This window comes from Exiguobacterium sp. s129, assembly GCF_018617585.1.
Taxonomy (GTDB): Bacteria; Bacillota; Bacilli; order Exiguobacteriales; family Exiguobacteriaceae; genus Exiguobacterium; species Exiguobacterium aestuarii_A.
The window spans coordinates 61,711-74,584 of record NZ_JACSKL010000007.1; the positions used below are offsets into that span (position 1 = coordinate 61,711).

General features: G+C 47.8%; 11 protein-coding genes. 4 read left to right on the forward strand and 7 right to left on the reverse strand.

Going from position 1 to position 12,874, the window contains the following annotated elements; genetic code table 11:
* Window positions 1-22 precede the first annotated feature (22 nt).
* The 4 genes from KNO92_RS09560 to KNO92_RS09575 are packed head-to-tail and all read left to right on the forward strand — an operon-like array spanning window position 23 to window position 3,997.
* Window positions 23-772 (forward strand): carotenoid biosynthesis protein, encoded by a 750-nt coding sequence (locus KNO92_RS09560; protein WP_214761062.1) that lies wholly within the window; start codon window positions 23-25, stop codon window positions 770-772.
* The gene (locus KNO92_RS09565; RefSeq protein ID WP_214761064.1) at window positions 738-1,436 is read left to right on the forward strand and encodes a lysophospholipid acyltransferase family protein; all 699 of its coding nucleotides are present in this window, start codon (window positions 738-740) and stop codon (window positions 1,434-1,436) included. Before KNO92_RS09560 ends, KNO92_RS09565 begins: the two co-directional genes overlap by 35 nt.
* A complete protein-coding gene (locus tag KNO92_RS09570; protein ID WP_214761066.1) occupies window positions 1,433-2,500 on the forward strand; it encodes a glycosyltransferase family 2 protein in 1,068 nt (355 codons plus the stop codon). Before KNO92_RS09565 ends, KNO92_RS09570 begins: the two co-directional genes overlap by 4 nt.
* Before the next feature lie 30 nt (window positions 2,501-2,530).
* A complete protein-coding gene (locus KNO92_RS09575) occupies window positions 2,531-3,997 on the forward strand; it encodes a phytoene desaturase family protein (protein ID WP_214761068.1) in 1,467 nt (488 codons plus the stop codon).
* Window positions 3,998-4,440: 443 nt separating this feature from the next.
* On the opposite strand, the gene KNO92_RS09580 is transcribed toward KNO92_RS09575, so the two are convergent.
* From KNO92_RS09580 to KNO92_RS09610, 7 genes are all read right to left on the reverse strand, one after another.
* Entirely contained in the window at window positions 4,441-5,283 is an 843-nt protein-coding gene (locus KNO92_RS09580) for a phytoene/squalene synthase family protein (protein WP_483297453.1), read from the reverse strand.
* Window positions 5,249-6,727, reverse strand: a complete 1,479-nt coding sequence (locus KNO92_RS09585; protein WP_214761072.1) for a phytoene desaturase family protein — start codon at window positions 6,725-6,727, stop codon at window positions 5,249-5,251. Before KNO92_RS09585 ends, KNO92_RS09580 begins: the two co-directional genes overlap by 35 nt.
* Window positions 6,724-8,217 (reverse strand): phytoene desaturase family protein, encoded by a 1,494-nt coding sequence (locus KNO92_RS09590; RefSeq protein ID WP_214761074.1) that lies wholly within the window; start codon window positions 8,215-8,217, stop codon window positions 6,724-6,726. The genes KNO92_RS09585 and KNO92_RS09590 overlap by 4 nt, the downstream gene beginning before the upstream one ends.
* Before the next feature lie 69 nt (window positions 8,218-8,286).
* Window positions 8,287-9,318, reverse strand: coding sequence for a class I SAM-dependent methyltransferase (locus KNO92_RS09595; protein ID WP_214761077.1), 1,032 nt, complete (start codon window positions 9,316-9,318; stop codon window positions 8,287-8,289).
* 100 nt (window positions 9,319-9,418) lie between these two features.
* Entirely contained in the window at window positions 9,419-9,802 is a 384-nt protein-coding gene (locus tag KNO92_RS09600; protein WP_214761080.1) for a YisL family protein, read from the reverse strand.
* Between the two features lie 116 nt (window positions 9,803-9,918).
* Window positions 9,919-12,477, reverse strand: coding sequence for a sensor histidine kinase (locus tag KNO92_RS09605; protein WP_214761082.1), 2,559 nt, complete (start codon window positions 12,475-12,477; stop codon window positions 9,919-9,921).
* Window positions 12,474-12,836, reverse strand: a complete 363-nt coding sequence (locus KNO92_RS09610; protein ID WP_214696145.1) for a response regulator — start codon at window positions 12,834-12,836, stop codon at window positions 12,474-12,476. The genes KNO92_RS09605 and KNO92_RS09610 overlap by 4 nt, the downstream gene beginning before the upstream one ends.
* Between the last annotated feature and the right edge of the window lie 38 nt (window positions 12,837-12,874).

Sequence of the window (12,874 nt, forward strand, 5' to 3'; positions counted from 1 at the left end):
GAATGAAAGAAGAGGTGATGGAATGAAAGTGTATCCGTTTATTTGGAAATGGTTTCTTGTTTGGTATTTCATTGGATTGATCTTAGTTGGATTCGACCTGCTTCCGCCTTGGTTAGAGTGGGCGAACCCCGTCTTTTTATGGCTCGCCGGTGCGATCGGTGGAACGATTCTTTATCAAGGGATTCGACAAGGTGTTTGGATTGTTCCGTTTATTTTCTTCGGTTCAATCGCCGTGGAGACTCTCGGCGTAAAAACGGGGTTCCCGTTCAGCGAATATGTCTATGCCGAGGCATTCGGTCCGACGGTGTTTGGAGTCCCTGTCACGATTGGGGCAGCATGGCTCGCTGTCATCGGCTCTAGTTTTGCCGTGGCCCGACTCTTCACGTTCCGCAACAACATTTTATGGCTCGTCCCGATTCTCGCCGTATGGCTCGATATGGCAATCGATCCTGTAGCAGCAAACGTGAAAGGCTACTGGGAATGGGCTAATGACGGCTTGTATTATGATATCCCGACGCAAAACTTTATTGGCTGGTTTGGGTTATCTCTTATTTTCTCGTGGATTTTGCAACGTCACGAACGAGCTGTCGATTCCTTGTTCATCCAGCACGGCGTTTACTTGTTCGTCATGCTCCATGCCCTTTTCGGCGTCACAGCCGTGAACGCAGGTCTCTATGGAATTGGCTTCTTGAGCATCCTGACATCTGGGGTGATACTTTTAGAAAGGAGAGGTCGCGATGATCGAGTCACACAAAAAGAAATGGTTCAATAACGTATTCTCAACTTTCGTGAGGGAACGTCAGATTCGTCCGACGTTTCATAATATTTTCATTCGAACCGATGACATCCCAACGCCTGGTTTAATCTTAAGTACGCACAGTGCTTGGTGGGATGGACTCGTCATGTATATGGTGAACGAACATTTTTTGAGACATGACATCCATGTGTTGATGGATGAGGACGGATTGCGTCGTTTCCCGTTCTTTCGTCACCTTGGGGCCTTCTCTGTAAAAAAGGGAAGCCTTTCCGATGTACGTGCTTCCCTCGCTTATGCGAATGAGTTGCTTACTTCAGGTAAATCCGTGTGGATGTATCCACAAGGTCGAGAAGTCCCTCAAGAGATGCGTCCCATCGAAATCGAATCGGGGGCGACCTTGTTACTGAATGAGCTCCCTCTTCATTTATGTGCCATGTATTATGCATTCGAAAGCCATGCCGAGCCCGTCGTCTATGTTCGATTCCGAAAGCACAGTGTGACCTCGTCGGCACGGAGAGCTCAAAAACAAGAGATTGCGCAAGCACTCGAGCAGTTGTATGACGATGTCAGACATGACGTCATCACGCGTTCAACCGCCTATACTCCTTTGTTCCGCCCGCGACGCAATCTAGCCGAATGGACAGAAACGCTCGTCCGGATTTGGAGGAAAGGCTCATGATTCTTTGGTTCGTGACCCTCTGCATGCTCATCTTCACACTCGTGAATCTAGCGTTTTTACGACCACTCGCAAAACCTGGGAAAACACCGGCGACAGCCGTATGCATCCCGATGCGGAACGAGTCACGACATGTCGACCGATTGATTACTAATTTACAAATGGCAATCTCGGAGAATACTCATGTCTACATTTATGAAGACCGCTCCGAAGACGATACATATGAACGATTGAATCGCGCGATTGGGGACGATTCCCGATTCACCGTCATTCAGGGATTCCCTTTGCCTGATGACTGGGCCGGGAAAGTCCATGCCTGTCATCAGCTTGCAACACACACGACCGAACCGTATCTCCTCTTTTTAGATGCGGACGTCACTATCGATTCGAGCTTCATCCCCCGCATGCATGCGACACTCGCTCGTGAAAAGGCTGTCTTTCTATCCGGATTTCCCCAATTTCCGACATCGACATTTCTCGGGAAATTGTTGATTCCGATGCAACATGTGCTCATCGCCCAACATCTGCCTTTGTTCTGGCGTAAAGTGAAGCACCCTGCATTCGCGGCAGCGAACGGAATGAATGTACTTGTCGAGCGAAATAGCTACGAAGAAATCGGTGGGCACGCTGCGATCCGTTCATCGTTGATTGATGATATCGATTTATGTCGTATGTTCAAACGCCATCAAAAAGTGACGTCACTCGTTCAAGTCGCCCCGTTCATCTCTTGTGATATGTATGAGACGAATGAAGAAGTATGGAGCGGGTTTTCAAAAAACGTATTCAAGGGAATGAATGAATCAGTAGGACTTGCCTTGTACTTCTTGACGTATTACGGGATTCAGTTGACCGCTATGTTCGCATGGCTATTTTCACCAAGTTGGCAAACGATCAGTGCGGCACTCTTCGTACTCCTCGCCCGACTTGCTGTCGACATAAAATCTCATGGATCCGGTACATGGTTGCATCCAATCAGCTTGATCGCTTATCTGACCTTACTCGGGAACGCCGTCATCCGTAAATGGAGACGTCTACCGATCACGTGGAAAGGTCGCCATTATTCCTAATCGAGCGTTTTACTTAAGGGGGACAAATGTATGAAACAAATTGTTGTCATTGGAGCCGGATTAGGTGGCCTGAGCGCTGCCGTCACGCTCGCCACACACGGCTATGACGTCACGGTCATTGAGAAGAATGAACATGTCGGCGGAAAACTCATGCCCGTCATCACTGACGGGCACCGTTTCGACTTCGGTCCGAACACCATCACGATGCCAGATGTGTTCCGTTCCGTCATCCGAAACAGCGGTGCCAATCCAGATGACTATTTTGAATTGATCAAACTCGATCAACATACCGTCAATCATTATTCAGACGGTTCCTCGTTCACATTTAGCGCCGACCGGGCACAGCTCGAGTCAGAAGTGCGACGATTGACGAATGACCAAATGAAGAAAAATCAATTACAAGCTTATTTAGATGAAGCAGAGAAGTTGTTCCGAATCGCGAACGAACGCTTCTTTACTCGCATGGAGACAAAATTAGATCCCGGTCTTTGGACGGACATGGTAAAAGTACACCCGCTGCAAAGTCTGCATGCCCTTCATCAGAAATACTTCAAAGACAAGCGCATCATCCAGGCACTCGACCGATATGCGACATACATCGGCAGTAGCCCATACGTGACACCTGGCACGTTCGCACTCATCTCTCATTTAGAATTGAATGAAGGGGTCTATTTCGCCAAGGGAGGCAACTGGAACATCGCCAAAGGGTTTGCGAAGCGAGCGAGTGAACTTGGGGTGACATTCCGACTCGGACACGAAGTGACGAAAATTGAAGTCTTGAACGGGAAAGCTCATGAAGTCGTCGTTGATGACAAAGAAGTCATCTCTTGTGATGCCGTTCTGCTCAATGGCGAGCTGCTCACGCAATATCCTCGACTTGTCGACGCGAAAGACCGACCTTCTTTCCCGGTCCCGACACGCGATACCGTCGAGCCGTCTATCTCTGCATTCGTGTTAATGATTGGGTTATCGAAACGATTGAACCTCGTCCATCATAACGTCTATTTCTCTGACGACTACGAGCGAGAATTCAAGGCACTCTTCCAAGAAGAACGCTATGCGGATGAGCCGACCATCTATATCTCTAATTCATCCGCAACTGATCTATCGATGGGTGAGGCAGGTGACAACCTGTTCATCCTCGTCAATGCCCCAGCTCATTTGACTGATATTGATGCCGATACGTATGAGCATTTGATTCGTCGTCGGTTGCGCGCGTTCGGTGTCGATTGGGAAGATGAGGAAGTCCTCTTCCATCGACGCGTGACACCACAAGATTTGAGTCGTGACTTTTATGCATATTACGGTGCTCTTTATGGCACGTCGGCCAACTCAAAAAAAGGTGCATTCTTTAGACCGGCAGCCCGCTCGACGGACGTGTCGAACATCTGGTTTGCAGGTGGTTCGACCCATCCTGGAGGAGGAAGCCCGATGGTCACGCTTTCAGGACAATTCGCGGCACGATCGATGTTAGAGGACATACCTCTGACAATATGAACATTTTGTGAACGCGAGTTTCGACACTTGTCGACAATTGAAAGACGTGATAATATCATATTCGAGTTCAAGCAGTTCTGTAACGTTGGTTACACCTGTAGCGATCGAATGGCTTCCCCGAGCCTCATCGCGTTTTGAACTTGTCACACCCGAGAAAAAGTGATGAGCGAGTTTCCCCACTCGTATTCCGTAGTTGAGACAGCTTGCGTATGATGTTCCCCCTTAGTCCATCAAGCATCCTGTTTCAACGAAGATGTCCCAACTGATTCATTCCCCATGAATCCCGGCACATCTTTAGGGCTTCATCACAAATCGATTCATTCATTTCCCCGATGAATGGATCACATAACGCTTACGCCACTTTTGGTCCCCCGCCAAAAGTGGTTTTTTTTTGCGCAAAAAAACTGTAGACGCCCAAAAGCGCCTACAGCGAGTCGAATCATTTAAAGTTTTGCTAGCAACTTTCCTTTTTGAAGCGTCGATACGTATGCACGCTTTGTGAAGACATCGTATCCGTTCGCTCGAGCCGCATCTAAAATCCCTTCGTACAGGAGCGCTGCCGCTTGAACTGGCTTTCGACTGGCCAGTGGATAGAGGTGATGGGTTCCACGTGCGCGTTCATACAAGAATTCCGCGCGTTTCGCCAACGCCTCCCATAGTTCGATAAAAGCAGGTGTCACTTCTCGTTGCTGTAACATCTCTTCAGTTACAGCGAACTGTCGCATCATCGTCCGTGGTAAATAAATGCGGTCTCGGTTCAAATCTTCCCCGACATCTCGCAAAATATTTGTCAGTTGCATCGCAATTCCAAGGTCAATGGCACCTTGCCGAAGCTGGCGTTTCGTCGCAGCGTCTTGATTCGGGACAAGAATCGGGAGTAGCATCAGACCGACCGTGCTCGCCGCATAGTAGCTGTATTGCTCGGTCTCTTCGAGCGTCTCATATCGCGACTTATGTAAATCCCACTTCATCCCTTCTGCCAGCTCGAAGAAGGGATCGACGTCCATCTCATAGCGCTGCCATACATCTCGAAGGGCCACCCATAGTGCATCGTCTTGATGATAACCGGCCAAAAAACGGTCGAACGCATGCAAAAATGACGCCAGACTTTCTTCTGGACGATCCGATTCATCGACTGCATCATCAAGGGTCCGACAAAACGTATACACGGCCATGACCGCTTGACGATCTGGTTTTGAGAGCAAAGAGAAGGCCCGATAAAAAGTCAGCGAGCCTTTCTTCATGATTTCCTCACATTGACGATACGCTTCTTGTGTCGTCACGATGTATTGCCCCCATTTCTTCTTCCATTTTTTTCACGAGTAACTGTGACCCAATCATGACGATCGGCACGCCACCACATGGATGGACAGATGCACCAACCGCATACAATCGTTCGATTTTTGGGAACGGTCTTGCCTGTGGCTTGAAGGCAGCTGATTGAGACAACTTCGGTGCAATCCCAAAGCTTCCTCCTTCAAATAGACCGAAACGCTCAGCGTCCATCGGTGTCCGGACTTTCATCTCGGTCACGCGTTCACGAAAATCTGGTACGAGTGCCTCGATTCGTTCGAATAGATGGTCAATCGTCCCTTGCGTCTCAAAGTCTTCCCGTTCCAATTTACGAGGTACCGGAACGAGGACATATAACACGCTCGTCCCATCCGGCGCTAGTGTCGCATCGATCCGTGATGGATTGAACGTGTACATCGCCGGATACTCACTTAGTTTACCATCCTCAAAGATTGTACGCATCGATCCTTCAAAATCGTTTGGTAAATCAAATTGATGGACCGGTAAATCTAGTGCGCCATTGACAGTAAAGTACAGGAGTAATGTACCGCTGGACGGTTCGTATGTCTTTGGTGTGACGCCATCAATGAGTCGCTCCATGAGCGGGAAGTCCCCGTTCACGACGACTGCGTCATAAGGCACATACTCGTCATTGACCGTGACACCGTCTGCCACTCCGTTCGTAACGTGGACGCGATTGACGGTCGCATTCATCACAAAACGGACACCTCGACGCTTCAGCTCTTGTTCCATTTTCGCCGCAAGCGAGAAATATCCTCCTTTTACGTACCAGACTCCCTCTTCCTGTTCGCGATACGGGATCAGTCCATATAAAGAAGGCGTCGCATAAGGATTCCCACCGATATAGAGTGTCTGTAAACTGTAGGCGACACGTAGGCGTTCGTCCTCAAAGAAACGTTTCATGTTCGCATGGGCCGTTTCATATGCTTTCAGACGCATCAGGAGGAGCAATAGTTTAGGTTCGAACAATTCCGTTTTTGATGCGTAGCTTCGGTCCAAAAACGTATCGAATCCAATCCGATACTCTTCTTTCTTCTGCGACATATAATGACGAAACGCGTCCCCTTCACCGAACGTTCGCTCGATTTCTTCTGCCTGCCGCTCGATATCGCGATATTTGTAGAACGATGTCCCGTCTTGATACCGCAAGCGATAGAGCGGGTCGACTTCGAGTAACTCGACTTCACTTTCCGGTACCCCTGCTTCAACCAACTGTTGCTTCAGTTTACTCGGTAACAAAACGATTGTCGGTCCTTCATCGACTTTCGCCCCATTCTCAAACTCAACATAGTTCAACCGTCCACCGACGCGTGCTTCTTTCTCATAAATCGTGATGTTTAGCGACGGGTTCCGTTTCGTCAATAAGAGGGCGGCATAAAGTGTGCCGACCCCGGCTCCGACAAAGCTGATGTTCATCGGCCGACACCTGCCCGTTCACGTAATAGGTTCGTCGTGATTCGCGCCGATTCAAAAATCGTCGGAAGCCCACTTCCCGGATGCGTTCCACCGCCGACGAGCCAGACGTTGTCGAGTTCTTCAAATTGGTTATGCGGACGGAAATACATCATTTGCGATAGATTATGGCCAAGGTTAAACGTCGCTCCCTCATATACACCGAACGTCTCCCAATCCATTGGCGTCAACGTCTCCATCACTTCAATATGTTGTCGGATGCCTCGGTACGGTGACCGTGTCTCAAGGGCGTCGAGCACACGTTCTGTCATCGTCGTCTGTAGCTCGTCCCATGGGAGACCGGATAAGTTATTCGGTACCGGTACGAGCACGTAAAGCGATGACTTTCCTGAAGGCGCGAGCGTCGGGTCGATGCGTGAGGCGTTTTGAACGTAAAACGAGAAATCCTCGCTTAGTTTCAACTCTTGCGTCATCTCTTTGACGTTCAACTCATAATCGTCTGCAAAGTGAATCGAATGATGCGCCACGTCTTCGTATATGTGATCGAGTCCGAGATAGAGCATGAACGTCGAGCACGAATAGCGCTTCTTCTTCAGTTGAGCCGGACTCCACTTCGATAGTTTACCGTCAGGAACGAGCGACGTCATCGCATGTGCAAAATCAGCACCGATTACGACTTCATCAAACGCATAATGGACGCTTCCCGCCACGAGACCTGTCACTTTCTTGTCCTCCATGAGGAGACGCTCCACCGGTTCTCCTAGATGAATAGAGCCACCTTCTTCTTCTACGACTTTTGCCATCGCATGGCAAAGTTGATTCACTCCCCCAATCGGGTGATGAACCCCATATGCGTGTTCCATATACGATAAAATGGAGAAACCGCCCGGGCATTCCCAAGCGGACATGCCTAAATATTTTGCTTGGAACGTGAACGCATACTTCAACTCTTCGCTCGTGAAGTACTCGGACAAGACATCATAAAGCGACTTCCCAATCGACAGGAACGGCAGTGCTTTGAGCACACGCAACGAGACGTAATCGGTCAATTTATCATGTGCGGTCTGTAAGACAGGCATCAACTTGGACAGCTTGATTGCCTGTTCGCTCATGAATCGTTCATACCCTTCCCCATTTCCCGGGAATTGTTCTTCGATGGCTTGATGCATCTGATCACGATCTGTTGTCATCGAGAGCTGACGCGTACCGCGGTCGAAATACAAATCATACATCGGTTCGAGCCGTTTCATCTCGACGTAATCATGTAAATCGCGTCCGGTTTCTTCAAAGATTTCTTCTAAAATATACGGCATATTTAAAAACGTAGGTCCTCGGTCAAACGTGAACTCGCCGACTTGGAGACGTGACGTCCTTCCTCCGACAAACGGTTGTTTCTCAAATACGGTGACGTCTACCCCACGATGCGCCAGTAGCATCGCAGCAGCCAACCCACCAGGTCCTGCCCCTATTACGGCAACTCTTTGTTTCGACACACTCAACAACTCCCTATGTGAATAGTCTCTTATGCTTCTCTATCATTATAGAAATGACCGGAGACAAGTTCAATTTTCAATCGGTTGATTGAGCAGGTTCTTGCTTCCTCGCTCGGCGATGACGATGTACCAAGATCCTTCTGGGATGAATGGAATGAATCGAATTTGTTCAAATCCGACTTCTTGCATTTGTCGGCGTAATCGTGGAATGGTCGGGAGCGGATACAAGTTGTCATGGAGAGTCATAAATGCGTTGAATGCGGAAGCGAATCGTCCGCCAAGTGCCGTCTCTGCAAGCGGCGTCACAAGGACTGCTACCCCGTTCTTTTCTAAACGATCCCGAAGTCTCTCAAGCAGTTTGATCCGCTCTTCTGGTGAAAAGTAATAGAGCATATTGTTCATCATGACCGCATCGAACTGCTCGTCCGTTTCCCAGTTCATGAAGTCGGCGACTTCGAAATGAATATCGCCCCGTTCATCACGAGACCGCGCCTCTTCAATCACCTCTTCCTCTAAATCAATACCTGTCAGTTCCCAACTTGGTTCGAGCGCTTGTAATTTACGTAAGTAGCCACCGTGACCGCAACCGATATCAAGCATCGATTGGACATTCGCCTGGCGTAATAATTGCTGTACAATCGGGAACGCGACCGTTTCCACAAGGGTCGACGTTTTCGCGACGACTTGACCGTGCTCTGCCCCATCGAATGTCTTTTGTTTTCCGGACTCTAAAAATTCCGGATAAGCAATCAATGCAGGAATGTGAAGTTCCATCATCTCTTGAAGCATGAATCCGATGCTTCGTTCGTCGTTACCGGATAATTGATATTTTAAGCCACGTGTCGGATAGTAGCGCCAGCCTCTCTTCTTCAAATGACGTACTGCGACTCCGACTTCTAACCAACGCTCTAGTGCAAGTTGCGTCAAGGGGCGTTTGAGTCGTAAATTCATCTCTGCCATACTTGCGCCACCTTGAAGTGCATCGAATAGGCCAAATTTATAGCCGATATAACCGTGCCATAATGGTAAGAAAGATTCTGTTTGTTTCATCCATTTCCGTGCATGTAATACGCGTGTCCATTCCATCATTTGTTGATCCATCATTTCACCTCATCGTCATGATTACTGATTTTTTTATTTTCCCCTAATAATTTGTCTACAAACAAAAAATTCCCACTTCGGTGTGCGAAGTGGGAAAACCTTATTGAATGAAGCTGTTGAAGAATGATTGACCATATGGTAATGCGTAACCGATAAAGATTGTCACGAGTGCCAATATGATAAATCCGCCGAACAAGGCGTTTGATGGTTTTTTCTTTTTCACTTTGACGAGCGTCATCTCACCGAAGATCAGTGTCAATAAACCGACTGTGATTTTCACGTGATAGAACGTGCCGCCTCCGTTCAATTGAAGATAGAGATAAAGTCCTGTTCCGAATGCGATGAGTAACATGAGTCGAAACGCCATATGTGCGATCTTTCCACTCTTGTTGCCGTTCTTATAACCGATATAGGCCACGGCAAACAAAATAAGTAACAAAATCCAGCTCGTAACGTGCGTGTGCAAGAATGCAATCAGTGGCATTCTAATGCCCCCCTTTATGTTGTTGTACAGTCTTCATTGTACACGAACCCTCTCCTGATTGGTCAAGCGAACGCTTACCTAAAAAATGAGCCATCCTTCGAGGATGACTCATTTCATTATACTGGTGTCGTCTCTGCCTCTTGGACAGCGTATTCATAGCTAGGAATTTCAACGATGAAGGTCGATCCCTCGTGTTGAATCGATTCCACATGAATTTGACCATTATGGCCACGGACGATTTCTTGACAGATTGGTAACCCAAGACCCGTTCCACCGATTTCACGGCTATCGGAGTTATCAACGCGATAGAACTTATCGAACAAGCGGTCGAGCGCGTCGCTCGGAATTCCGATTCCTTCGTCCTTCACTTTAATGGATACGATTTGTTCATGATGGGCAAGCTCCACCTTGATTTTCCCACCACGTGGAGAATACTTCACGGCATTCGACAGAAGATTACTCATCAGTTGCTTGAACTTCTGGCAGTCAACGAACAACTCATAAGGACGTGCGTCATCCGCAATTAATTCGAATTCGTGCTTCAAAGAAGACGCTTCATAGAACGTCAACATATCACGGACGACCGGTTCGATATCAAGTTGTTCCCGGTCGTACATCTGGCTGCCAGATTCCATCCGCTGCACATCGAGGAAGTCGTTGACGAGGTGCGTCAGACGTTCCGTTTCCGCATGAATCGTCTCTAAATATTTTGCTTGTTTCTCATTTGGTAACTGCTTCTTCACCATCAATTCTGTAAATCCGTAGATAGACGAAAGTGGTGTCCGCAATTCATGAGAAATCGTAGAGATAAATTCACTCTTCAGTCGCTCAGCCTCTGTTTCACTCGTAATATCCCGGAAGACGAGAAGCGTCCCTTTCGAAAGACCGCCGACGATGATCCGTTCTGCATACATCTGCAAGTTCATTTCACCTTTACGGATTGAGAAGCTCACACTGTCATGCGGGAAGTCTTCGGTGAACAATCGATTGGTGTACTTTGTAAAGTCTTCCGCTTGATCCACGGTTTCGACAAGACGATTGCGCCACTCTTCCCATGATTCTTCTTCAAGGTCCTGTGTGCTGATGTCACTTAGTTCAGGGAACATCTCATAAAGTGGTCGGTTGACGAACACATCATCCGTCGCATGTTCGATATAGACGACCGCCTCTCGAATCGAGTCGAGGATGCGTTCTGTCTTCCCTTTTTCCCGCTTCATCTCTTCGAATAGACGCATCCGTAAGAGCGAGAGTGAAAGCTGGCGAGCGAACGACATGATGTCACCCATCTGCGTTTGTGTGAAACGGTCTTTATAACGAACCAAATAGATGAACGCAATAATCGAGTCATCTGTCGGGTCATGGACCGGCACCGCCGTCTCAAACATATAGTACGGATACGGGAGTGGGTGGTCACTTGCGACTTGTTTCGATGAATGGACTGTCGTCTTCAACGTCATTGCTCGTGTCAACACGGAATTCTCACTATCAAGCAATTGACGTGACAACGTATCATTCAAGCCATGGCTCGTCACGCGGTATGTGCCCGATTCATCGACGAAGACGAGTGCACCGACCTCTGAATCGGTGATGGTCACGAGTTTCTCGATAATCTCTGGATAAGCCGTCAACGAATCACGTGACGCTAACGTTTCCGTCAATTCGTTTCGGTAAGCGAGATGTTGTTCGTTTTGTTGCGTCTGTTCGAGAATCTCTTCAAGCTCTTGTTGCTGTGCCTGAAGCTCTTCTTGTTGCGCAATCAATTCTTCTTGCTGTGCTTGAAGTTCATGGTTCTTTTCAATCAAATGACGTTCGTTGTCACGAAGTGTCTCGGCCATCTTATGGAACGAGCGAGACATCGTTCCGATTTCGTCTTCACGCTTCATTTGATCACTCAAATCGACGATTTCACCTTTCAATAAACGGTTCGATGCAATCGAGAGTTTTGAAATCAAGCGTGTTTGACGACGAAGGAACGGTTGGACGAATAACAAAATCAATGCAGCAAATGAGGCAATGCTCATGACCCACAAGAATTGAAGCATATTATTGTTTTCGCGCCATTCCGCATAGACGGCCTCTTTTTCAGACACCATCAGTTCACGATAGTTCTCAAGTGACGTCTCTACTTCATCGATTGGTCCAAGGATATCGATTCCCCGTTGCGGATTAAATTGGACGAGACCTTGATCAATCAAACGTTTCGCAGTCGGCAACTCCGCAATGGTCTGCGCATCGATAAACGTTTCTGTCACGTCACCGTCTTGCTGCGCTTTTGCATACTCGTACGTCACCGGGATGATGACATCGTAGTAAAAGTCATGAAACTGTTGAAGATCTTCTGCGAACAGTTCACCTTGACGCGTCGTGACTTGCGTTTTGAACCAATTGATTTCCTGTTGGAATTTCGCTTCATTGCCGCTCGCTCGTTCAAGAGATGCGATGTCTCCAAACAAGAGGTACCCACGTGTGTCATATTGATCCGCTTGCCACTCGTCCCACATGTTCGTCAGACGATCGACGCTTTCATCCACTTGACGCAACTTCGCCTCATTCGCCTCTAAACGGTTCTCGATATAAAAATATGTCAGAACCGATCCAACCAATGCAATGGCGAGGAACGAATAGAGGACGACCATGATGTCACGCCCGAGTTTTTGTTTAAACCACCTTTTCACTTCACGATGCCTCCTATGATTTTAACGAGTTCAAGTGGGCTGAACGGTTTTGAAATGAAGTAGTCGACACCAATCTCATTCGCGCAATCACGGTCAGATTGTTGGCTTTTCGCTGTCAACATCATCACTTTCGTATTTTGTCGCCCTGGTAACTTTCGTACTTTTTCAATGACCTCGAGCCCTGTCATGCCGGGCATCATATGGTCCACAATCACCAAATCATATTCGTTTTCTTCAATCAATCGATAGGCCTCTAAGCCATCTTGTGCCTCATCGATATCGTATCCTTCGTCTTCTAATGTATCCATCACAAGCATGCGTAGTACTTCTTCGTCTTCTGCTAGTAAGATTTTAACCATAATCGTTCCTCCATTTTTTATCCCATTTTTTTATTTTA

What these genes read in the sequence shown, in the direction of transcription:
- KNO92_RS09560 (WP_214761062.1), top strand. Translation starts at nt 23, where the DNA reads ATGAAAGTGTATCCGTTTATTTGGAAATGGTTTCTTGTTTGGTATTTC.
- KNO92_RS09565 (WP_214761064.1), top strand. Translation starts at nt 738, where the DNA reads ATGATCGAGTCACACAAAAAGAAATGGTTCAATAACGTATTCTCAACT.
- KNO92_RS09570 (WP_214761066.1), top strand. Translation starts at nt 1,433, where the DNA reads ATGATTCTTTGGTTCGTGACCCTCTGCATGCTCATCTTCACACTCGTG.
- KNO92_RS09575 (WP_214761068.1), top strand. Translation starts at nt 2,531, where the DNA reads ATGAAACAAATTGTTGTCATTGGAGCCGGATTAGGTGGCCTGAGCGCT.
- KNO92_RS09585 (WP_214761072.1), bottom strand. Translation starts at nt 6,727, where the DNA reads ATGAACATCAGCTTTGTCGGAGCCGGGGTCGGCACACTTTATGCCGCC.
- KNO92_RS09595 (WP_214761077.1), bottom strand. Translation starts at nt 9,318, where the DNA reads ATGGATCAACAAATGATGGAATGGACACGCGTATTACATGCACGGAAA.
- KNO92_RS09600 (WP_214761080.1), bottom strand. Translation starts at nt 9,802, where the DNA reads ATGCCACTGATTGCATTCTTGCACACGCACGTTACGAGCTGGATTTTG.
- KNO92_RS09610 (WP_214696145.1), bottom strand. Translation starts at nt 12,836, where the DNA reads ATGGTTAAAATCTTACTAGCAGAAGACGAAGAAGTACTACGCATGCTT.